Source organism: Gordonia sp. WA4-43, from assembly GCF_020520305.1.
In the GTDB taxonomy this organism is placed as follows: Bacteria; Actinomycetota; Actinomycetes; order Mycobacteriales; family Mycobacteriaceae; genus Gordonia; species Gordonia hongkongensis.
This window is the reverse complement of the sequence record NZ_CP084736.1, coordinates 3,758,267-3,778,979: the sequence shown is the minus strand read 5'-3', so window position 1 is coordinate 3,778,979 and position 20,713 is coordinate 3,758,267. Positions and strand designations below refer to the sequence as shown.

At 67.2% G+C, this 20,713-nt stretch carries 19 protein-coding genes; 15 read left to right on the top strand and 4 right to left on the bottom strand.

Going from position 1 to position 20,713, the window contains the following annotated elements; genetic code table 11:
* Nucleotides 1-61: 61 nt before the first annotated feature.
* Together dctA and LEL84_RS16970 are read right to left on the bottom strand one after the other, a co-directional pair.
* Nucleotides 62-1,522, bottom strand: a complete 1,461-nt coding sequence (gene dctA, locus LEL84_RS16975) for a C4-dicarboxylate transporter DctA (protein ID WP_226512254.1) — start codon at nucleotides 1,520-1,522, stop codon at nucleotides 62-64.
* Between the two features lie 34 nt (nucleotides 1,523-1,556).
* The gene (locus tag LEL84_RS16970; RefSeq protein ID WP_226512253.1) at nucleotides 1,557-2,669 is read right to left on the bottom strand and encodes a tartrate dehydrogenase; all 1,113 of its coding nucleotides are present in this window, start codon (nucleotides 2,667-2,669) and stop codon (nucleotides 1,557-1,559) included.
* 141 nt (nucleotides 2,670-2,810) lie between these two features.
* On the opposite strand from LEL84_RS16970, the gene LEL84_RS16965 reads away from it, so the two are divergent.
* Complete coding sequence (locus LEL84_RS16965; protein ID WP_226512252.1) at nucleotides 2,811-3,713, top strand: LysR family transcriptional regulator; 903 nt, start codon at nucleotides 2,811-2,813, stop codon at nucleotides 3,711-3,713.
* A gap of 39 nt (nucleotides 3,714-3,752) precedes the next feature.
* On the opposite strand, the gene LEL84_RS16960 is transcribed toward LEL84_RS16965, so the two are convergent.
* A complete protein-coding gene (locus tag LEL84_RS16960; RefSeq protein WP_226512251.1) occupies nucleotides 3,753-4,646 on the bottom strand; it encodes an SGNH/GDSL hydrolase family protein in 894 nt (297 codons plus the stop codon).
* 235 nt (nucleotides 4,647-4,881) lie between these two features.
* Here LEL84_RS16960 and LEL84_RS16955 point away from each other — a divergent pair, with 235 nt between their 5' ends.
* Together LEL84_RS16955 and LEL84_RS16950 are read left to right on the top strand one after the other, a co-directional pair.
* Nucleotides 4,882-5,646: a MerR family transcriptional regulator gene (locus tag LEL84_RS16955; RefSeq protein WP_226512250.1), complete on the top strand. Its 765-nt coding sequence runs from the start codon at nucleotides 4,882-4,884 to the stop codon at nucleotides 5,644-5,646.
* Between the two features lie 46 nt (nucleotides 5,647-5,692).
* Nucleotides 5,693-7,117, top strand: a complete 1,425-nt coding sequence (locus LEL84_RS16950) for a glutamate decarboxylase (RefSeq protein WP_137810091.1) — start codon at nucleotides 5,693-5,695, stop codon at nucleotides 7,115-7,117.
* Nucleotide 7,118: 1 nt separating this feature from the next.
* On the opposite strand, the gene LEL84_RS16945 is transcribed toward LEL84_RS16950, so the two are convergent.
* Nucleotides 7,119-8,432, bottom strand: coding sequence for a UDP-N-acetylmuramoyl-tripeptide--D-alanyl-D-alanine ligase (locus LEL84_RS16945; protein ID WP_226512249.1), 1,314 nt, complete (start codon nucleotides 8,430-8,432; stop codon nucleotides 7,119-7,121).
* 69 nt (nucleotides 8,433-8,501) lie between these two features.
* On the opposite strand from LEL84_RS16945, the gene LEL84_RS16940 reads away from it, so the two are divergent.
* The 12 genes from LEL84_RS16940 to nuoK all read left to right on the top strand — a co-directional run bounded on the left by LEL84_RS16940 (nucleotide 8,502) and on the right by nuoK (nucleotide 20,708).
* Entirely contained in the window at nucleotides 8,502-9,578 is a 1,077-nt protein-coding gene (locus LEL84_RS16940) for a D-alanine--D-alanine ligase family protein (protein ID WP_065631166.1), read from the top strand.
* A gap of 85 nt (nucleotides 9,579-9,663) precedes the next feature.
* Nucleotides 9,664-10,071 carry a hypothetical protein gene (locus LEL84_RS16935; RefSeq protein WP_065631167.1) on the top strand — a complete coding sequence of 136 codons (408 nt, stop codon included), beginning with the start codon at nucleotides 9,664-9,666 and terminating at the stop codon, nucleotides 10,069-10,071.
* A 162-nt stretch (nucleotides 10,072-10,233) separates the two neighbouring features.
* Nucleotides 10,234-10,638 (top strand): NADH-quinone oxidoreductase subunit A, encoded by a 405-nt coding sequence (locus LEL84_RS16930; RefSeq protein ID WP_004021559.1) that lies wholly within the window; start codon nucleotides 10,234-10,236, stop codon nucleotides 10,636-10,638.
* Between the two features lie 38 nt (nucleotides 10,639-10,676).
* Nucleotides 10,677-11,231: a NuoB/complex I 20 kDa subunit family protein gene (locus LEL84_RS16925; protein WP_004021558.1), complete on the top strand. Its 555-nt coding sequence runs from the start codon at nucleotides 10,677-10,679 to the stop codon at nucleotides 11,229-11,231.
* Nucleotides 11,228-11,935 (top strand): NADH-quinone oxidoreductase subunit C, encoded by a 708-nt coding sequence (locus LEL84_RS16920; RefSeq protein WP_065631168.1) that lies wholly within the window; start codon nucleotides 11,228-11,230, stop codon nucleotides 11,933-11,935. Before LEL84_RS16925 ends, LEL84_RS16920 begins: the two co-directional genes overlap by 4 nt.
* The gene (gene nuoD / locus LEL84_RS16915; protein WP_065631169.1) at nucleotides 11,935-13,248 is read left to right on the top strand and encodes an NADH dehydrogenase (quinone) subunit D; all 1,314 of its coding nucleotides are present in this window, start codon (nucleotides 11,935-11,937) and stop codon (nucleotides 13,246-13,248) included. Before LEL84_RS16920 ends, nuoD begins: the two co-directional genes overlap by 1 nt.
* Entirely contained in the window at nucleotides 13,245-15,380 is a 2,136-nt protein-coding gene (gene nuoF, locus LEL84_RS16910; RefSeq protein ID WP_226512248.1) for an NADH-quinone oxidoreductase subunit NuoF, read from the top strand. The genes nuoD and nuoF overlap by 4 nt, the downstream gene beginning before the upstream one ends.
* Nucleotides 15,377-17,794 carry an NADH-quinone oxidoreductase subunit G gene (locus tag LEL84_RS16905; protein WP_065631170.1) on the top strand — a complete coding sequence of 806 codons (2,418 nt, stop codon included), beginning with the start codon at nucleotides 15,377-15,379 and terminating at the stop codon, nucleotides 17,792-17,794. The genes nuoF and LEL84_RS16905 overlap by 4 nt, the downstream gene beginning before the upstream one ends.
* Nucleotides 17,791-19,071 carry an NADH-quinone oxidoreductase subunit NuoH gene (gene nuoH, locus LEL84_RS16900; protein ID WP_068972607.1) on the top strand — a complete coding sequence of 427 codons (1,281 nt, stop codon included), beginning with the start codon at nucleotides 17,791-17,793 and terminating at the stop codon, nucleotides 19,069-19,071. The genes LEL84_RS16905 and nuoH overlap by 4 nt, the downstream gene beginning before the upstream one ends.
* Nucleotides 19,064-19,627 carry an NADH-quinone oxidoreductase subunit NuoI gene (gene nuoI / locus LEL84_RS16895; protein ID WP_137810096.1) on the top strand — a complete coding sequence of 188 codons (564 nt, stop codon included), beginning with the start codon at nucleotides 19,064-19,066 and terminating at the stop codon, nucleotides 19,625-19,627. The genes nuoH and nuoI overlap by 8 nt, the downstream gene beginning before the upstream one ends.
* Nucleotides 19,624-20,412, top strand: coding sequence for an NADH-quinone oxidoreductase subunit J (locus tag LEL84_RS16890; protein WP_137810097.1), 789 nt, complete (start codon nucleotides 19,624-19,626; stop codon nucleotides 20,410-20,412). The genes nuoI and LEL84_RS16890 overlap by 4 nt, the downstream gene beginning before the upstream one ends.
* Nucleotides 20,409-20,708, top strand: coding sequence for an NADH-quinone oxidoreductase subunit NuoK (gene nuoK, locus LEL84_RS16885; RefSeq protein ID WP_058251017.1), 300 nt, complete (start codon nucleotides 20,409-20,411; stop codon nucleotides 20,706-20,708). Before LEL84_RS16890 ends, nuoK begins: the two co-directional genes overlap by 4 nt.
* Nucleotides 20,709-20,713: the final 5 nt, after the last annotated feature.

Sequence of the window (20,713 nt, the reverse complement as noted above, 5' to 3'; positions counted from 1 at the left end):
TGGATCGGTTGCGGCTCGGGGCCCGCGGGCCTGCCGAGCCGCAACCGAAGCTTCGTGCCGGTCAGATACGTTGGCCGGTCAGGCGGTCTGCTTCCCCGGAGTGTGTCGAGGAGCCGCTCTCCAGCACACGCTCGGCATCGGTGATCGGGATGTCCTGGGTGATCGGCTCATCCGGGTCCGTCGGATCTCCGGTAGGGTCCGCCGCGTCTTCCAGTGGCGGGACGTCCTCTCCGGCGAACACCTTCCGTGCCCGATCGACGTCGAGCTCCTTGTTCCACTTGGCGACGAACAGCGTGGCCACCGCGTTGCCGATGAAGTTGACCAGAGCCCGGCATTCGGACATGAACTTGTCGATGCCGAAGATGAGCATGATCGCGATGGCCGGGATGTGGCCGATCGTGCTCAGCGTCGCGGTGAGGGCGATGAACCCGCCGCCGGCGACACCCGCCGCACCCTTGGAGGTCAGCAACATCACGGCGAGCAGGCCGATCTGCTGGCCGATCGTGAGATCGGTGTTGGTCGCCTGGGCCAGGTAGAGCGCGGCCAGGGACAGGTAGATCGCGGCACCGTCGAGGTTGAAGCTGTAGCCCGTGGGTACGACCAGACCGACGGTCGGCTTGCTCACGCCGGCGTGCTCCATCTTCCGCATGAGTCCCGGCAGAGCCGGCTCGGCAGTCGAGGTGCCCAGGATGAGCAGCAGCTCTTCGCGGAAGTACTTCAACATCGAGAAGATGTTGAGCCGCAGGTAGGCCATGACCGACCCGAGGACCACGAACACGAACAGCGCCGAGGTGACGTAGAACAGCAGGATCAGGCTGCCCAGGCTGGTGAGCGTGGAGATCCCGTACTTGCCGATCGCGTAGGCCATCGCGCCAAAGGCACCCAGCGGGGCCAACTTCATGATGTAGCCGAGGATCTTGAACGTGATCGCCGTCAGCCGGTTGACCATGGCCAGGACCGGCCCGCCCAGGGTCTGCCCGACCGCGTTGAGCGCAACACCGAAGATCACCGCGAGGAAGATGATCTGCAGGATGTCGCCTTCGACGAACGGGCTGACGACACTCTCCGGCACGATGTGGGTGATGAACTCCCACCACTGCTTCGTTTCGCCGGTGGTGATCAACTTCTCGGCCGAATCGGTCGTCTCGATCTTGCTCACATCGGCGTTGACACCGTCGCCGAGGCGGAAGATGTTGATCGCGACCAGGCCGGTGATCATGGCGATGATCGTGCCCACCTGGAAGTAGGTGAGCGCTTTCACCCCGGTCAGCCCGACCCGTTTCAGATCGGCGACGCTGGCGATTCCTCCGACGATGGTGAGGAAGACGATCGGGCCGATGAGCATCTTCATCGCGGTGATGAAGGTGGTGCCGACCGGCTCCATGGCCACCCCGACCGCCGGGGCCAGCCATCCGACGGCGATGCCGACGACGATGGCGACCAGGACCCAGAAGTACAGCTGCTTGTACCAGCGCTTCTTTGCGTAGCTGGGGATGTTGCCCTCAGCGGTATCGATGTTCATCGCGTGATCTCCTTGTCACTCGCCGGAGGAGAACTCAGGCGTTGGCGAGCTGGTCGACGGCCGGTGCGGTCAGCTGCAGGGCCGCGACCACCGCATCGGTGACCTGCGCGGTGTCGGCGCTGCCGCCGATGTCGCGGGTGCTGACCCCCGCGGCGGTGGCGTGTTCGATGGCTGCCTCGACACGGCGTGCCTCCTCATGCAGGCCGAAGTGGTCGAGCATGAGCGCGGCACTGGCGATCGCGCCGATCGGGTTGCTGATCCCGAGGCCGGCGATGTCGGGAGCCGAGCCGTGGACGGGCTCGAACATGCTCGGGAAACGGCGCTCGGGGTTGAGGTTGGCACTCGCTGCGATGCCCAGGCTTCCGGCGAGGGCCGAGCCGAGGTCGGAGAGGATGTCGGCGTTGAGGTTCGAGGCGACCACGACCGACAGGTCCTCCGGGTGCAGGATGAACTTCGCGCTCATGGCGTCGACGAGCACGCTCTCGGTGGCGACGTCGGGGTAGTCGAGGGCGACACGTTCGAAGACCTCGTCCCACAGGACCATGCCGTACTGCTGCGCGTTGGACTTGGTGACGCTGGAGACCTTCTTGACCGTGCGGGTGCGGGCCAGATCGAACGCGAAGCGCATGATGCGCTCGCATCCCTTTTCGGTGAACAGCGCGGTCTGCAGGGCGACCTCGTTGCCCGGCCCGCGACCGCTGAGGTTGCGGCCGCCGAGGCCGGCGTATTCGCCCTCGCTGTTCTCGCGGACGACGACCCAGTCGAGTTCGGTGTTGTCGGCCTTGCGGAGCGGAGAGACGATGCCCGGCAGGAACTTGACCGGCCGGATGTTCGCCCACTGATCGAAGTTCTGGGTGATGTTGAGACGCAGCCCCCACAGGCTGATGTGGTCGGGGACGTTCTCCCAGCCCACGGCGCCGAAGTAGATCGCGTCGAAGCGCTTCAGGGTCTCGAGGCCGTCGGCGGGCATCATGACGCCGTTGCGGTCGTAGTACTCCGAACCCCAGTCGAACTCCTCCCACTGGAACTCGAACTTGCCCGCGGACTGCTCAGCCAGGCTGTCGAGGACACGGCGGCCGGCTTCGACGACCTCTTTGCCGACCCCGTCGGCGGGGATGGCGGCGATGGAGAATGTCTGAGCGGTCATGCTGGTGGTACCTCCGGTGTGTTGTGCAAGTCACATTGTTGCTGCACACCATTAACCGCTCACACAGCGGGGGCGTCCAAGACCGAAACCCGATCCTGAATATAGAATTGGCCTATAAGTAGAGCTAGGGAGGGTTCCGCGATGGATGCGCGCCAGCTGAGGTACTTCCTTGCGGTCGTCGACGAGGGGGGTATCAGCAAGGCCGCCGACAAGCTGTTCATCGCACAGCCCTCGTTGTCCCAGGCCGTCTCGACCCTCGAACGAGACCTCGGCGTGCCGCTGTTCCATCGGATCGGCCGCAGGTTGGTCTTGAGCGACGCGGGACGGGAGCTCATCGGCCCCGCCCGTGTCGTCCTGCGCGATCTGGAGAACGCCCGCGCGTCGGTGCAGGCGGTCCGTCAGTTGCGCGCCGGGACCGTGGATCTGATCACCATGCCGTCGCCGGGGATCGAACCGCTGACCAGCATCCTCGCCGCCTTCGCCCATCAGTACCCACGGGTGACGGTGAACTCGAAGGCCGCCTTCGTCCCCGACGAAGTGGTCAGGTCCGTTCGTTCCGGGGACTCCGAGATCGGCGTTCTCGGCTCCGAAACCCTTTTCAAGGCAACCGATCTCGATGTCGTCCAGCTCGAGAGTCAACCGCTTGTCCTGATATGCGGATCAGCCCCCCAAGCCCCACCCGCGGGCGACGTCGCCCGCACCGACCTGACCGGAATGCGACTGATCGTTTCCCAACGGGGATCGTTGATGCGCGCTCTCGTCGATGACATCCTCGCGAGCGGCGTCGACATCACGATCGCAGTCGAAGTCGCGCATCGGACATCGATCCTGCCCATGGTCACCGAGGGAATCGGACATGCGATCATGCCGTCGTCGTGGACCCGTACCGCGTTGCAGGCCGGCGCCACCGTCCACCGCATCGTGCCGGAGAGCTACCTTCACGTCTCGATGATCAGTCGCACAACGGATCTCACCCCGCCGGCCGAGTCACTGCTTTCTCACGCACGCGCCTACGCGGAGAAGAGCAGCACGTCGACGCTTTGAGGTCAGAGGTCCCCACGCGAGCAGCCTCGAAGCCACCCCTCAGCGCAGTGCGGCGACGACCTGGTCAGCCATCGCCTTCTGGCCGTGCGCGTTGGCGTGCATCGCGGGGAAGCTGACCGCACCCAGCGTCGGCTCGACCCATCGCCGTTCGCCCGCGCAGGCGTCGTGGCCCGCGGAGACCTTGGTCATGTCGACGAAGGTCACGCGGGTGGCTGCGGCGGCGCGGCGCATGGCGTCGTTGAGGGCTTTGAAGACACGATGCAGGTATGCGGTGTCCCCGGGTGTCGTGAGCAACGACGCCGAGCAGAGCGCCGAACCCGTGGCCGGGAAGATCTGCGGATATCCGACGAGGACGACGCGTGCGCGCGGCGCTTCGCGGCCGACGAGGCGCAGGGCGTCCACGAGGTCGGGGTAGGACGAGGAGTTGATCTTGTCGACCAACGAGGTACCGAACTCGTCGCGACATGGGGTCGCCGACAACGGCGCGGACATCCACGCCCGCTGGCAGGCCGAGGTCGAATTGCTGAACAGTCCGTTGTTGTTCGCGCCGATCGTGAGGGTGATCAAGCGGGTGTCCGGTCCGATCGCGCTGATCTGCGGTCCCTGCCACCGATACTGCGACTTCGTCAGGTCTTCGGTCGTCGCGCCCGCGCAACTGACATCGACGACCTCGGTACCGCGTCGTTTGGCAACGAGGCTGGAGTAGTTGATCGCCGAGTTCGAGCAGAAGGTCGCCGCACTCGTCGCCTGGGGGAACACCGATGCGCCCGCGGTGTAGCTGTCACCCAGATTCACGTATGGGTATCCGTCCGCTGCCTGGGCCCCGCCGGCCGTGACGAGTCCGACGAGGAGAGCGACTACGGTGGCCGCCGCGGTCAACAGGGCTCGGATGCCGAGGCCTCGGCGGGGGCTGCGGCCATACGGCACGGACATGCGGTGACTCCAGATCGTGGTACGCGTGTTACTGATGTTGCAGGTGATATCAACACTATCGGGCCGACGGCCCGAGCTCGGTGCACCCGTACCCTAGTTTCCAATCTGATACACATGTCAAGTTTCTATGACGCCGACGGCATGAGCCGTCCACCGATCGCTCCGCTCGCTTGACCCTCACGCGACGTCAGGCAGCAGGGTTGTCGATGTGAGCGAGGAAAAGCACACTTCGAAGGTGGACACCCGGGAGCTGACCGTCGGTGTCGTCGCCGGCATCGTCGGCGTCAGCATCCGCACGCTGCATCACTACGACCAGATCGGCCTGGTGGTGCCATCCGGTCGGACACCAGCCGGGTACCGCGTCTACGACGACACCGACGTCGAACGTCTCCACCAGGTACTCACCTACCGTGAGCTGGGCTTTTCCCTTGAGCAGATAGCGACCCTGCTCGACGATCCGGACGTGGACCCCATGGGTCACCTCGAGACGCAGCGCGAGCTGCTGACCGAACGGATCGATCGCCTGCTCCGGATGGTCGCCTCACTGGAGGAGATGATGAACGCAAAGAAGGAAGGCATCGCCCTGTCGGCGGCCGAGCAGGCCGAGATCTTCGGCGACCAATGGCCAGGCGAGGAGTACGCCGCCGAGGCCGAGGAACGCTGGGGGAACACCGACGCGTGGAAGCAGAGCCAGAAGCGGACCGGGCAGTTCTCCAAGGAGGACTGGCAGCGCATCAAGGACGAGACCGACGACCTGGAACGGCGGCTCGCGGACGCGATGCGTCGCGGGGTGACTCCTGGTACCGCCGAGGCGAACTCGCTCGCCGAAGAGCACCGCGCACAGATCGGGCGCTTCTACGACTGCGATCACGACATGCAGGTCTGCCTCGCCGACATGTACGTCGCGGACCCGCGGTTCACCGCACACTACGACGAGCAGGCGCCCGGCCTGGCCGTCTACCTGCGGGAGGTGATCCACGCAAACGCGGGGCGAGGGTGAAAGATCGCCACCCGCCGGTCGTCCGGGTCGGATAGGTTCGATGTCCATGACCACCGACCCGGGCGTCCACAACAAGAGCGGTGGCGCCCGCGCCACCACCAACATCGGCGATGCGATGACCCTGCGCACCGTCTTCAACCGCGAAGGCGAGGCCACCGACCTCCCCAAGTTCGCGCTGGGCGACTCGATGTTGTTGCCCGACACGGCTTATCAGATCGTCCACGACGAGGCGATGCTCGACGGGAACGCCCGCCTCAACCTCGCGACCTTTGTGTCGACGTGGATGGACGACGAGGCGAAGAAGTTGTACTCGGAGACCTTCGACAAGAACATGATCGACAAGGACGAGTACCCGCAGACGGCCGCGATCGAGGACCGGTGCTGGCGAATCCTCGCCGACCTGTGGCACAACCCGGACGTCGACAACGCGATCGGTACCTCGACGATCGGCTCGTCGGAGGCCTGCATGCTCGGTGGGCTCGCGCTCAAACGGCACTGGCAGACCCGGCGCCGCGCCGAGGGCAAGTCGACCGAGAATCCCAACATCGTGCTGTCGACGGCGGTCCAGGTGTGCTGGGAGAAGTTCTGCAACTACTTCGAGGTCGAGCCCAAATGGGTACCGATCAGCCCCGACCACCTCGTCCTCGACGGTCACGAGCTCGAGAAGTACGTGGACGAGAACACGATCGGGGTCGTCGCCATCATGGGACAGACCTACACCGGGATGTACGAGCCGGTGACCGCGATCGCGGCCAAGCTCGACGAGATCCAGGCCGACACCGGACTCGACGTCAAGATCCACATCGACGGCGCGTCGGGTGCGATGATCGCCCCCTTCTGTCAGCCGGACCTCGAATGGGACTTCCGTGTCGATCGCGTGGTCTCGATCAACACCTCGGGCCACAAATACGGACTGGTCTATCCCGGTGTCGGCTGGATCGTGTGGCGCGACACCGACGCACTGCCCGAGAGCATGGTGTTCCACTGCTCCTACCTCGGCGGCGACATGCCGACCCTGGCACTCAACTTCTCCCGCCCCGGCGCACAGGTCCTGCTGCAATACTACGTGTTCCTGCGGCTCGGGCGCGACGGCTTCACCCAGGTCCAGCAGGGTTCTCTCGATGTGGCGCAATGGCTTTCCGGACAGATCGCCCAGATCGACGGCCTCGAACTGGTCAGCAAGGGCGACACGATCCCGGTCTTCGCCTGGAAACTGAAGGCCGGGCACAGCGAGAACTGGAACCTCTACGACCTGTCCGACCGGCTGCGCATGAAGGGCTGGCTGGTTCCCGCATACCCGATGGCCGACGACCTCGCCGACCTGACCGTGCAGCGAATCGTCGTGCGCGCCGGGCTGAGTCACGACCTCGCCCGTGCACTCATCGCCGACATCCGGACCGAGGTCGACTTCCTCAATCGCCTGGAGAGCCCGATGCCACGCGAGGGCGACGGGTCACACTTCCACCACTGAGTCAGTCCAGCAGCGCCTGCGCCACGCGCTCGAGGGCGGCGACCCGACTCCCCTTGACCAGCACTGCGGTCCCGTCGTCGAGGTCGCCGAGTTCGGCCGACACGCCGTCGACGTCGGAAACGTGCCGAGCGGTGTCACCGTAGTCGGCCTCGGCGACCGCGATGACCTCGATGCCCAGATCCCTGGCCTCCAGTGCGATCGCACGGTGCTGGTCTGGCGAGTCGGCGCCGAGTTCGGCCATGGTGCCGAGAACCGCCACCCGACGCGACGCGGGGAGTGTCGCCAGCGACCGCAGCGCAGCCGACATCGACGTCGGGTTGGCGTTGTAGGCATCGTTGAGGACCGTGACGCCTCGCGACGAGGTGGCGAGTTCCATTCGTAGACCGGACAATTCGGCGGCGAGGAACCCGTCCGCCATCGACTCGACCGGCACCCCTAGCCCGCCGGCGGCAGCCGCCGCCGCCAGCGCGTTGGGGACCTGGTGCTCGCCGCGGGCGCCCAGTCGGACCTCCGTCGAACCCCACGGTGTGTGCAGCCGGAACGTCGCGCGCAACTCGTCGTCCAGGACGATGTCGGACGCGTACACATCGGCGTCCGGCGACAGCCCGTAGCGCAGGACACGCGCCGAGGTGCGATCCGCCATCGCCGCGACGTACCGATGGTCGGCATTGAGCACCGCGATCCCGTCGGCCGGGAGCGATTCCACCAGTTCACCCTTCGCGCGCGCGACGGACTCGATGTCACCGAACAGCTCCAGGTGCACGCCCTCGACGCGGGTGATCACGCCGACCGTCGGTTTCGCGATGGAACACAGCAGGTCGATGTGCCCGACGCCGCGGGCGCCCATCTCGAGGACCACCGCCTCCACGTCGTCGGCGGCCGCGGCGAGGGTGATCGGCAGCCCGAGCTCGTTGTTGAACGACTTCTCGCTCGCCGCGGTGCGGTAGGTGGTGCGCAGCACACCCGCGAGCAGATCCTTGGTCGAGGTCTTGCCTACCGAGCCGGTGATGCCCACCACGCGATCGGGGACCCGGGCGCGGACCGCTCGACCGAGGTCGGCGAGGGCGAGCGCGGTGTCGGCGACGCGGATGGCGGTCCCGCCGACCGGGTCGACCCTCGAGGAGAGGTAGGCGGTGGCCCCGCCGTCGAGTGCGGACTCGATGAAATCGTGGCCGTCGCGCTCGGCGACGATCGGCACGAACAGCTGGCCCGGCCGAACACTCCGCGAGTCGATGCTCGCCCCGTCGATCTGCACGTCGGGGCCCAGCAGCTCCCCGCCCACGGCCTCCGCGACCTCGCTTGCTCTGAAATGCACGGTCTCACGCTAGCCGAGTCCCCAGCACACGCCGAGAACCCGATTGCACGGGGCCGTATCGTGACAGGCATGTCTTCTCGGCTGTTGCGTCTGGTGGTTCTCTACGGTGGCGTCTCCGCCGAGCACGATGTGTCGCGGGTCACAGCGGCTCATGTCCTGGCCGCGGCCGACCGGGCCAAATACGACCTGGTCCCCATCGGCATCGCCAAGGACGGCACGTGGTTGCGCAACGACAAGGCGATCGCCGCCATCGCCGACGGCACGCCACTCCCCGACACCCTCGAGGTCGCCGGAACCGCCGTCGACCCGCTGACCGAACTGCGTGGTCACGCGGACGAGGCCATCACGGTCGTCCTTCCCCTTCTCCATGGACCGCACGGTGAGGACGGCACCATCCAGGGGATGCTCGAGCTGTTCAAGCTGCCGTATGTGGGCGCGGGTGTGTTGTCGTCCGCGGTATGCATGGACAAGGCGATGGCCAAGATCGTCGCCGAGCAGGCAGGCATCCCGCAGTGCCGCTGGGTCGAGTTCCGCGACGGTGTCGACGACCCGGAGACGATCACCGCCCGCGCGATCGACGCGCTGGGGCTCCCGGTGTTCGTCAAGCCGGCGAACCTCGGCTCGTCGGTGGGCATCACCAAGGCGCACGACGAGGCCGAACTCGACGCGGCGGTGAATCTCGCGCTCCGATACGACAACGTGGTCATCATCGAGGAGGCCGTCACCGGGCGCGAGATCGAGGTCGCCGTTCTCGGTGACACGGCGCCCGAGACCTCGGTGCCGGGCGAGATCAAACCCGGGAGCGAGTTCTACGACTACGAGGACAAGTACGTCACCGGCGCCGCCCAGCTGGTCATCCCCGCTGCGGTGTCCGACGCGGCGGCCGCCGAGGTCCGCGAGCTCGCGGCGAGGACGTTCACCGCGATGCGCTGCACCGGCATGGCCCGCGTCGACTTCTTCTACGAGGAGTCCGGCCGTGGCTGGCTGCTCAACGAGGTCAACACCATCCCGGGGTTCACCCCGGGATCGATGTACCCCAAGCTGTGGGAGGCGACCGGCGTGCCCTACCCGGACCTGATCGATCAGCTCGTCACGTTCGCGCTCGAGGTGCACCGGCGTCGCACGGGGTTCTCCACCGAGCACTGAGCGCGGCGCACGCTCGTGACGCCGATGTGCAGACGCGCGCATGTTCCAGGGCTCGGCGAGGGTGCCGGGTTGTAGCATGCCAACCGTGACCGACTCCCAGTCTGCGCGGGCCCTGCGGGTGCTGGTCTATTCCGACGACGCGCAGACCCGCGCGCAGGTCATCGGCGCGATCGGAACCCGGCCCGACCCGGACATCCCACCGGTCAGCTACATCGAGGTCGCCACCGCCCCAATGGTGTTCGCGCAGCTCGACGCCGGTGTCGTCGACGCCGTGATCGCCGACGGGGAAGCCACCCCGGCCGGTGGCATGGGCCTGGCCAAGCAGATGAAAGACGAACTCGATCCCTGTCCACCCGTGCTCGTCCTGCTCGGGCGTGCCGACGACCGGTGGCTCGCGGACTGGTCCCGCGCGGACGCCGTGGCCGTCCTGCCCGTCGATCCGATCACTCTTCCGCGTGCGTTCGTCGGCATGATCGGAAACGCCGAACTCTAGAAAACAGTGACTCGCGCCACACACTCACACTAGGCTTGTGTTGCAGCTCACATTCGTACTGCCGGACCAGATCGGCCGACGGCACGGATAGGACGAACACCCGGGCCGGCCCGCACCGAACAGATGCCTTCCGGTCGCCACAAGCGAGGAGGGGTCCGCGCTTTGAACGCCTACGTCCCGATCATGGTCCTCGGGGCAATCGGCGTGGCGTTTGCCGTTTTCAGCGTCTTCATCGGCATCGCGATCGGTCCGAAACGGTACAACCGCGCCAAACTCGAGCCCTACGAGTGCGGCATCGAGCCGGTCGAACAGAGTCTGCTCTACCCGACGCGACGCACCGCCGGCGGCACGGTGGCCACCGGCTCGATCCAGCGCGTACCGGTCAAGTACTACCTCACCGCGATGCTCTTCATCATCTTCGACATCGAGATCGTGTTCCTCTACCCGTGGGCGGTCGCCTTCGACTCACTCGGGTGGTTCGGCCTCATGGCCATGCTCCTTTTCATCGTCAACGTCTCCGTCGCGTACGCCTACGAGTGGCGCCGTGGCGGACTGAGTTGGGACTGAGCACTTTTCACCGATCCGATACGGCAAGGAGGTCACCCATGGGACTCGAGGAACGACTCCCCAGCGGATTCCTGCTGAGTACCGTCGAGGATCTGGCCGGGTTCATGCGCAAGGGCTCGCTCTGGCCGGCGACTTTCGGGCTGGCCTGCTGCGCCATCGAGATGATGGCCACCACCTCGGGACGGTACGACCTCGCCCGGTTCGGCATGGAGGCGTTCCGGGCGTCGCCGCGACAGGCCGATCTCATGATCGTCGCCGGCCGCGTCAGCCAGAAGATGGCCCCCGTCCTCCGGCAGATCTACGACCAGATGCCGGAGCCCAAATGGGTTCTTGCCATGGGGGTCTGCGCGTCGTCGGGCGGGATGTTCAACAACTACGCGATCGTCCAGGGCGTCGATCACGTGGTCCCTGTCGACATCTACCTGCCGGGCTGTCCGCCACGCCCGGAGATGTTGCTGCACGCCATCCTGAAGCTGCACGAGAAGATCCAGGAGATGCCGCTCGGTGTCAATCGCGAGGAGGCCATCTGGGCGGCCGAACGTGCCGCCCTCCAGGCCACCCCGACGATCGAGCTGAAGGGGTTGCTCCGATGACCACGCCCGCAGGCCATCAGGACCCCGAGAACCCGGCACCCCCTCCGCACGACGCGGAGCAGATCGGCGTCCGACACGGGTTGTTCGGTCCGCCCGGAACCGGCGACACGTCGGGGTACGGCGGCCTGGTCCGGCCGGTCACGCTGCCGCCCAGTACGTCCCGACCCTACGGCGGGTATTTCGACGAGATCGCCGACTGTCTGCTCCACGAGATGGGCGACGGCTACGACGACGCGATCGAGAAGGTCGTGGTCTTCCGGGGCGAGATGACCATCCACGTTGTACGACAGCACCTTCCCGCCGTCGCACTGACTCTGCGCAACGCGCCCGCGTTGCGATTCGAACTCTGCCTCGGCGTGAGCGGGGTCCACTATCCCGGCGACCCGGGCCGCGAACTCCATGCCATCTATCCGCTCGCCTCCCTGACCCACGGGCGTCGCGTCCGTCTCGAGGTCGCGGCGCCCGATGCCGACCCGCACATCCCGAGCATCTGCGACATCTACCCCACCAATGACTGGCACGAACGCGAGACCTACGACTTCTTCGGCATCGTCTTCGACGGCCATCGCTCACTGACCCGGATCGAGATGCCCGACGACTGGGAGGGCCACCCCCAGCGCAAGGACTACCCGCTCGGCGGAGTCCCGGTGGAATACAAGGGAACCCGCGTCGACCCGCCGGACCGGAGGAGGTCGTACAACTGATGACCGACACCCATACGCACACCTACACCGTGTCGGGACAGGACTGGGACTCGATCGTGTCCGACGTCCGTACCCGCGCCGAGCAGCAACCGGGAGACGAACGCATCGTCGTCAACATGGGTCCGCAACACCCGTCGACGCACGGCGTCCTGCGCCTGATCCTCGAGATCGAAGGCGAGACCGTCACCGAGGCCCGCTGCGGAATCGGCTACCTGCACACCGGGATCGAGAAAAACCTCGAGTACCGCAACTGGACGCAGGGCGTCACGTTCGTCACCCGGATGGACTACTTGTCACCGTTCTTCAACGAGACCGCCTACTGCCTCGGCGTGGAGAAGCTCCTCGGTATCACCGACGACATCCCGGAACGCGCCACCGTCATCCGGGTGATGCTGATGGAGCTCAACCGCATCTCCAGCCATCTCGTCGCGCTGGCCACCGGCGGAATGGAACTCGGTGCCGTGACGGCGATGTTCCTCGGTTTCCGCGAGCGGGAGATGATTCTCGACCTCTTCGAACTCATCACCGGCCTGCGGATGAACCACGCCTACATCCGCCCCGGAGGTGTCGCACAGGACCTGCCGGAGGATGGCATCGACCGGGTCGCCGAGGTCATCCGACAGCTCCCCGGCCGCCTGGACGAACTCGGAGACCTGCTGAACGACAACTACATCTGGAAGGCGCGGACCCAGGGCGTCGGTTATCTCGACCTCACCGGTTGCATGGCACTCGGGATCACCGGTCCGGTGCTGCGGTCCACCGGTTACCCCCACGACCTGCGCCGCGCCGAGCCGTACTGCGGCTACGAGAACTACGAGTTCGACGTCATCACCGAGGACACCTGCGACTCCTACGGCCGCTACCTGATCCGCGTGCGCGAGATGCGCGAGTCGATCCGCATCGTGGAGCAGTGCCTGGAACGGCTCCGGCCGGGGCCGGTGATGGTCGCCGACCGCAAGCTCGCCTGGCCGGCCGACCTCGCGCTCGGACCGGACGGACTGGGCAACTCGCCCGAGCACATCGCCCGGATCATGGGCACCTCCATGGAAGCCCTCATCCACCACTTCAAACTCGTCACCGAGGGGATGCGCGTCCCGGCCGGCCAGTGCTACGTCGCCGTCGAATCACCGCGGGGCGAGCTCGGCGTGCACATGGTCAGCGACGGCGGCACCCGGCCGTACCGCGTCCACTTCCGCGACCCGTCGTTCACGAATCTGCAGGCCGTCGCGGCGATGTGCGAAGGGGGGATGGTGGCCGACGTCATCACGGCGGTGGCCAGCATCGACCCCGTGATGGGAGGCGTGGACCGATGACCGATCCCGTGTTCGTGGACCTGAGCACCGCACCCCAGCCGGAGGGGTCGGCGCCGGCGCACGGCGCACCCGTCCCACCGATCAGCTTCGACGGCCCGGCCGACTATCCCGACGAGGTCATCGAACAGCTGACCGCAGAAGCGCTCCCGATCATCGCGCGCTATCCGCAGGCGCGGTCGGCGCTGCTGCCGCTGCTGCACCTGGTGCAGTCCCACGACGGCCGACTCACACGTGCCGGCATCGAATTCTGTGCCGCACAGCTGGATCTGACCCCCGCACAGGTGGCCTCGGTCGCCACCTTCTACTCCATGTACCGGCGCACACCCACCGGCGAGTACCTCGTCGGGGTCTGCACGAACACTCTGTGCGCGACCCTGGGTGGCGACGAGATCCTCCGTTCGGTCTGCGAGCACCTGGGCGTGGAACCCGGGGACACGACGGCCGACCACCGCATCACCGTCGAACACGTCGAATGCAATGCGGCCTGCGACTTCGCGCCGGTGGTGATGGTCAACTGGGAGTTCTTCGACGACCAGACCCCGGAGTCGACCATCGAGCTCATCGAGGACCTTCGCGCCGGTGTCGAGGTCACCCCGGCTCGCGGTACCGGCCCCGTGCGATCGTTCCGCGAGACCGAACGCGACCTTGCCGGGGCCCGTCCTCCGCTGGTTGAGCCGGCACCGAGCGCCCCTCCGCTGGTTCAGCCCACCCCGCCGCTGGCTGAGCCCTCCCCTCCGCTGGTTGAGCCGGCACCGAGCGCAGCGAGGCGCCGAGTCGAAGCCACCTCGCAACCACCACAACCCACCCCCGAACCCGAACCCCCGGAAACGCCGATCCTCTCCCGCCACTGGGACGAACCGCAATCCTGGACCCTGGACAACTATCTGCGCCACAACGGTTATCGAGCGTTGGCGACCGCACTGACCACTCCCCCCGACGACATCATCGAGACGGTCAAGGCCTCCGGTCTCCGTGGCCGAGGCGGCGCGGGCTTCCCGGTCGGGATGAAGTGGTCGTTCATTCCCCAGCAGGATTCCACGCAGACCGACCCGTCTGTCCCGCACTATCTCGTGGTCAACGCCGACGAATCCGAGCCGGGCACGTGCAAGGACATGCCGCTGATGCTCGCGTCGCCGCACACCCTCGTCGAAGGCGTGATCATCGCGGCGTATGCCATCCGCGCGCACCACGCGTTCATCTACGTGCGCGGTGAAGTCGCCTCGGTTCTCCGTCGACTGCGCACCGCCGTCGACGAGGCTTACGCCGCAGGCTATCTCGGCACGGACATCGTGGGATCCGGCTTCGATCTCGAACTGATCGTCCACGCCGGCGCGGGCGCCTACATCTGCGGCGAGGAAACCGCCCTGCTCGATTCGCTCGAGGGCCGCCGGGGACAACCCCGTCTGCGCCCGCCCTTCCCGGCGGTCGCCGGCCTGTACGCGAGTCCGACGGTCGTGAACAACGTGGAGTCGATCGCGAGCGTCCCGGCTATCATCCGCAACGGCGTCGACTGGTTCCGGTCCATGGGCACCGAGAAGTCACCCGGGTTCACCCTCTACTCGCTGTCGGGGCACGTGACGCGTCCCGGACAATACGAAGCGCCGCTGGGTGTTTCGCTACGAGAGCTACTCGACCGGGCGGGCGGGGTGCGCGCCGGGCACGAGCTGAAGTTCTGGACACCGGGCGGGTCGTCGACACCACTCCTGACGCCGGAGCACCTCGACGTCCCGCTCGACTACGAGGGCGTCGGCGCGGCCGGTTCGATGCTGGGCACCAAGGCCCTGCAGATCTTCGACGAGACGACCTGTGTCGTCGGCGCGGTCCTGCGGTGGACGGAGTTCTACGAACACGAGTCCTGCGGCAAATGCACCCCGTGCCGCGAGGGCACGTACTGGCTGGTGCAACTGCTGCACCGGCTGGAGCACGAGGGCGGAACCGCCGCGGACCTCGACACCCTCGCCGATGTCACCAACAGCATCGTCGGGAAGTCGTTCTGCGCGCTCGGGGACGGAGCGGGCAGCCCGATCGTGTCGTCGCTGAAGTACTTCCGCGACGAGTACCTCGCCCACCTCGACCACGGGTGCCCGTTCGACCATTCACGCTCGACCGTCTGGGCAGGAGGCGTCCGATGACACTCACCCACGGGAGCGACCCGGCGGCCGCGACCGACAACCTGGTCGGCATCACCATCGACGGTCGCGCCGTCCGGGTACCCAAGGGCACGTTGGTGATCCGCGCGGCCGAACAGATCGGCATCATGATCCCGCGCTTCTGCGACCATCCGCTCCTCGAACCGGTCGGTGCCTGCCGGCAGTGTCTCGTCGAGGTCGAGGGGCAGCGCAAACCGCTCGCATCATGCACGACGGTGGCCACCGAGGGGATGGTGGTGCGGACGCAGCTCAGCTCGGAGATCGCGGCGGGAGCGCAACGCGGGGTGATGGAACTCCTCCTGATCAACCACCCGCTGGACTGCCCGGTATGCGACAAGGGCGGTGAGTGCCCGCTGCAGAACCAGGCGATGTCGGCCGGCCGTTCCGAGTCGCGGTTCGACGGCGTCAAGCGGACCTTCACCAAGCCGGTCCCGTTGTCGTCGGAGGTCCTGCTCGACCGGGAGCGATGTGTGTTGTGTGCCCGCTGCACCCGGTTCTCCACACAGGTCGCGGGTGATCCGCTCATCGAGCTCGCGGATCGCGGTGCGCTACAACAGGTCAGCATCTACGCCGACGAACCGTTCGACTCCTACTTCTCCGGCAACACCGTGCAGATCTGCCCCGTCGGTGCGCTGACGGGGGCGCAGTACCGGTTCCGCGCCCGGCCGTTCGACCTGGTGTCGACGCCGAGCGTGTGCGAACACTGTGCGAGTGGATGCGCCCAGCGCACCGATCACCGCCGTGGAAAGGTGCTGCGCCGGCTGGCCGGTGACGATCCCGAGGTCAACTCGGAGTGGAACTGCGACAAGGGGCGATGGGCGTTCGCCTACACGTCGTCGCCCGACCGGATCACCGCCCCGCTCGTCCGGGACCGGCACGGCGATCTTCGTGAGGTGTCGTGGGCCGACGCCGTGCGCGCGGCGGCCGAGGGATTGACCCGTTCACCGGGCAACGTCGGTGTACTCACGGGTGGCCGGTTGACCGTGGAGGACGCCTACGCGTACTCCCGCTTCGCGCGAACCGTGTTGCACACCAACGACATCGACTTCCGCGCCCGAAGCCACAGCACCGAGGAGGCCGCCTTCCTCGCCGCGCGTATCGCCGGTCACGGACTCGCGACCACCTACGACGACCTGTCCGCCGCACCCGCGGTGCTGCTCGCCGGTTTCGAACCCGAGGAAGAGTCCCCGATCGTCTTCCTCCGTCTCCGGCGGGCAGTACGCACCGCCGGGCAGCGCGTCGCGACGGTCGCCCCGTTCGCGAGCCGCGGCGCCACCAAACTCGACGCCGCGGTCTTCCGGTCCGTTCCCGGCAGCGAGGCACAGGTGCTGCAATCGGAGGAGGTGACCGCGCACCTGCGGCCCGCCGGCTCGGTCATCCTCGTCGGTGAACGGCTGGCCACCCGGCCCGGCGCGTTGGCCGCAGTCGCGGCACTGGCCGACCGCACCGGCGCCCGGCTGGCCTGGATTCCGCGCCGCGCCGGCGAACGAGGCGCGCTCGAAGCGGGCGCCTTGCCGGGCCTGCTACCCGGCGGCCGGCCACTCGACGACGAGGACGCCCGTACGGCGGTGTCGGAGATCTGGGGCACCGATCTCGCCCCGCGGCCCGGACGCGACACCGCCGGGATCATCGACGCCGCGCGCTATCACGGGCTCTCGCTGGTGATCGGCGGCGTCGACGTCGACGACCTCCCCGACCCCGTCGCGGCGACCGAGGCGCTGACCGCCGCACCGTTCGTCGTCAGCCTCGAGCAACGCCGCAGCGCCGCCACACGCTGCGCGAACGTGGTCTTCCCGGTGGCTGCCGTCGCGGAGAAGGAGGGCACGTTCGTCGACTGGGAGGGCCGCCCGCGGAGCTTCACCACCGCCCTGACGGACTCGGGCCACCTGTCCGACCACCGCATCCTTGACGCGATCGCCCGGCAGATGGGTGTCGACCTGCGGTGCGCCGACGTCCCGACCATCCACATCGACCTGCGACGCATCGGCGCATGGTCCGGCCGGCGGGCCCCCATCGACGCCGCTGACAGGCCCCAGCCCGACCCGGCTGCCGGCCAGGCGGTGCTGGCGGGGTGGCACACGCTGCTCGACGACGGCCGGATGCAAGACGGGGAACCGCACCTCGCCGGCACCGCCCGCCCGCCGGTGGCCCGGCTCGCGCCGTCGACCGCCGCCGAAGCCGGTGTCGGGTCGGGCGACCTCCTGCGCGTCAGCACCGCCGACGGCGCCATCGTTCTGCCGGTGGAGATCACCGACATGCCGGATCGGGTCGTCTGGCTCCCGCTGTTCTCTCCCGGCTCGCACGTCCACGCCACGCTTCGCGCGCAGGAGGGTGACCTCGTGGCCCTCGCGCCGGCCCCGGTCGACGCCACCGACGCCGCAGGGGGTGCCGCGTGAACCTCGCCACCGACTTCCCGACCCTCGACGACTTCGGCCAGGACCCGATCTGGCTCGTCGTCGCCAAGGCGCTGGCCGTGTTCGTGTTCCTTGTGCTCAATCCGCTCATCGCCATCCTGCTCGAGCGAAAGATCATGGCACGCATGCAGACCCGCCTCGGGCCGAATCGGGTCGGCCCCAAGGGAATCTTGCAGAGCCTTGCCGACGGCGTGAAACTCGCACTCAAGGAGGGGATCATCCCCACCGGCGTCGACAAGGTGATCTATCTGCTGGCACCGATCATCGCGGTCGTCCCGGCGGTGATGGCCTTCGCGGTCATCCCGTTCGGGCCGATGGTGTCGGTCTTCGGTCACCAGACTCCGTTGCAGCTCACCGATCTCCCCGTCGGGGTGCTGTATGTCCTGGCGGTCACGTCGGTGGGTGTCTACGGGATCGTGCTGGCCGGCTGGTCGTCGGGCTCGACCTATCCGCTGCTCGGCGGACTCCGCTCGACGGCACAGGTCATCTCGTACGAGATTGCGATGGGACTCACCTTCGCCGCGGTGTTCCTCGACGCCGCGACCATGTCGACGTCGGGAATCGTTGCCGCCCAGGAACACCACTGGTACGTGTTGCTGCTGTTGCCCTCGTTCGTCATCTACGCCATCTCGATGGTCGGCGAGACCAACCGGGCGCCTTTCGATCTGCCCGAGGCCGAGGGTGAGCTGGTCGGCGGGTTTCACACCGAGTACTCGTCGTTGAAGTTCGCCATGTTCATGCTCGCCGAGTACATCAACATGGTCACCGTCTCCGCGCTCGCCACCACTCTGTTCCTCGGCGGTTGGCAGGCGCCGTGGCCGCTGAGCACGTTCGACTGGGCGAATTCCGGTTGGTGGCCCGTTCTCTGGTTCACGCTCAAGGTGTGGGCGTTCCTGTTCGTGTTCATCTGGCTGCGAACCAGTCTGCCGCGCTTGCGGTACGACCAGTTCATGAATCTGGGTTGGAAGGTCCTGATCCCCATCTCTCTCACCTGGGTGATGGTCGTCGCGATCATCCGCGCCGCCTTCGCCGGCGAGGACGCCGACCTCACCCGCGCGCTGGTCTCCGCCGGCGCCGGACTCGTCGTCACCGGGCTCATCGCCTACGCGGTGTGGCGGTTGATGCGGGTCCCCGACATCCCGGACCCGACGCAGGACTCCGCAGACCCGTCCGCCGCACCCGACGAGTTCGACCCGATGGCCGGCGGATTCCCCGTGCCGCCGATGCCCAGCACCGTGAGGGAGACCACCGATGCCTGACTTCCTGAAACCGGTGAGCGGATTGCGCGTCACCTTCGGCGGCATGTTCCAACCCACGATCACGGAGCAGTACCCCGAGCAGAAACGGCCGACCGCAGCGCGCTATCACGGTCGCCATCAACTGAATCGGCACCCCGACGGTCTCGAGAAGTGCATCGGGTGCGAGCTGTGCGCGTGGGCGTGCCCGGCTGACGCCATCTATGTGGAGGGCGCCGACAACACACCCGACGAGCGCTACTCGCCCGGCGAACGGTACGGGCGCGTCTACCAGATCAACTATCTGCGGTGCATCGGTTGCGGGCTCTGCATCGAGGCGTGCCCCACGCGCGCGCTCACGATGACCAACGACTACGAACTCGCCGATGACAATCGCGCCGACCTCATCTACGAGAAGGACCGTCTGCTGGCCCCGCTGCAGCCCGGCGTCGACGCGCCGCCGCACGCGATGGCGCCGGGCTCCACCGAGGAGAACTACTACCGGGGCGAGGTGACGTCCGACGGGCGGGTCGCCCTGCCCGATCCGACTGTCCCGACCAGACGCGAGCCGCGGTCATGACTTCCGGTGGCACCCTGTGGCTCGCCGACGAGGTGGTGCGAACCTCCACCGGTGAGGCGATCCAGTTCTGGGTTCTCGGGGCCGTCGCGGTTGCCGGTGCGCTGGGTGTCGTCTTCGCCACCAAGGCCGTCTACTCGGCGATCTTCCTGGCCACCACGATGATCGTGCTGGCCGTCTTCTACGTCGCGCAGGGGGCGCTGTTCCTGGGCGTGGTGCAGGTGGTCGTGTACACCGGTGCGGTGATGATGCTGTTCCTGTTCGTCATCATGCTGATCGGCGTCGACTCGTCGGACTCACTGCGGGAGACCCTGCGCGGCCAGCGACTGTCCGCGGTGTTGCTCGGTGTCGGCTTCGGGATCCTGTTGATCGCCGGGATCGGCAGCGCCACCGTCGGTGTCGTCACCGGTGCCACCAACCCCGACGTGGTGGCCGCGCAGAGCGACGCCGGTGTGGAGGCCATCGCCGAGCTGATCTTCGTCCGCTACCTGTGGGCGTTCGAGCTCACCGGAGCCCTCCTCATCGCCGCCACGCTCGGCGCCATGGTGCTCGCGCACCGGGAGCGTTTCGGCCCACGACTCACCCAGAAAGAACTGTCGCAGGCGCGGTTCCGCAGTGGGGTCAACCTGACCCCGCTGCCGACACCCGGGGTCTACGCGCGACACAACGCGGTCGACGTGCCGGCCCGTCTGCCCGACGGGTCGCCGTCGGACCTGTCGGTCAACGCCATCCTGGCCGCGCGGACACTCCGCACCCGCCCGGCCGACGACCCGGGGACCGACCGGTGAACCCGGAGAACTACCTCTACCTCGCAGCGCTGCTGTTCACCATCGGCGCGGCCGGAGTACTGCTGCGACGCAACGCGATCGTCGTGTTCATGTGCGTCGAGCTCATGCTCAATGCGGCCAACCTCGCCTTCGTCACCTTCGCCCGGATGAACCAGTCGTTCGACGGCCAGGTCATCGCGTTCTTCACCATGGTCGTCGCCGCGGCGGAAGTGGTGGTCGGGCTGGCGATCATCATGACCATCTTCCGATCACGCCGCTCGGCGTCGGTCGACGACGCGGATCTGCTGAAGAGGTAGAGGAG

Coding starts and splice junctions, on each gene's coding strand:
- nuoI (WP_137810096.1), top strand. CDS start 19,064: ATGCCTGACTTCCTGAAACCGGTGAGCGGATTGCGCGTCACCTTCGGC.
- LEL84_RS16970 (WP_226512253.1), bottom strand. CDS start 2,669: ATGACCGCTCAGACATTCTCCATCGCCGCCATCCCCGCCGACGGGGTC.
- LEL84_RS16960 (WP_226512251.1), bottom strand. CDS start 4,646: ATGTCCGTGCCGTATGGCCGCAGCCCCCGCCGAGGCCTCGGCATCCGA.
- LEL84_RS16965 (WP_226512252.1), top strand. CDS start 2,811: ATGGATGCGCGCCAGCTGAGGTACTTCCTTGCGGTCGTCGACGAGGGG.
- LEL84_RS16920 (WP_065631168.1), top strand. CDS start 11,228: ATGACCACGCCCGCAGGCCATCAGGACCCCGAGAACCCGGCACCCCCT.
- nuoD (WP_065631169.1), top strand. CDS start 11,935: ATGACCGACACCCATACGCACACCTACACCGTGTCGGGACAGGACTGG.
- nuoF (WP_226512248.1), top strand. CDS start 13,245: ATGACCGATCCCGTGTTCGTGGACCTGAGCACCGCACCCCAGCCGGAG.
- LEL84_RS16950 (WP_137810091.1), top strand. CDS start 5,693: ATGACCACCGACCCGGGCGTCCACAACAAGAGCGGTGGCGCCCGCGCC.
- LEL84_RS16940 (WP_065631166.1), top strand. CDS start 8,502: ATGTCTTCTCGGCTGTTGCGTCTGGTGGTTCTCTACGGTGGCGTCTCC.
- LEL84_RS16925 (WP_004021558.1), top strand. CDS start 10,677: ATGGGACTCGAGGAACGACTCCCCAGCGGATTCCTGCTGAGTACCGTC.
- LEL84_RS16905 (WP_065631170.1), top strand. CDS start 15,377: ATGACACTCACCCACGGGAGCGACCCGGCGGCCGCGACCGACAACCTG.
- dctA (WP_226512254.1), bottom strand. CDS start 1,522: ATGAACATCGATACCGCTGAGGGCAACATCCCCAGCTACGCAAAGAAG.
- LEL84_RS16890 (WP_137810097.1), top strand. CDS start 19,624: ATGACTTCCGGTGGCACCCTGTGGCTCGCCGACGAGGTGGTGCGAACC.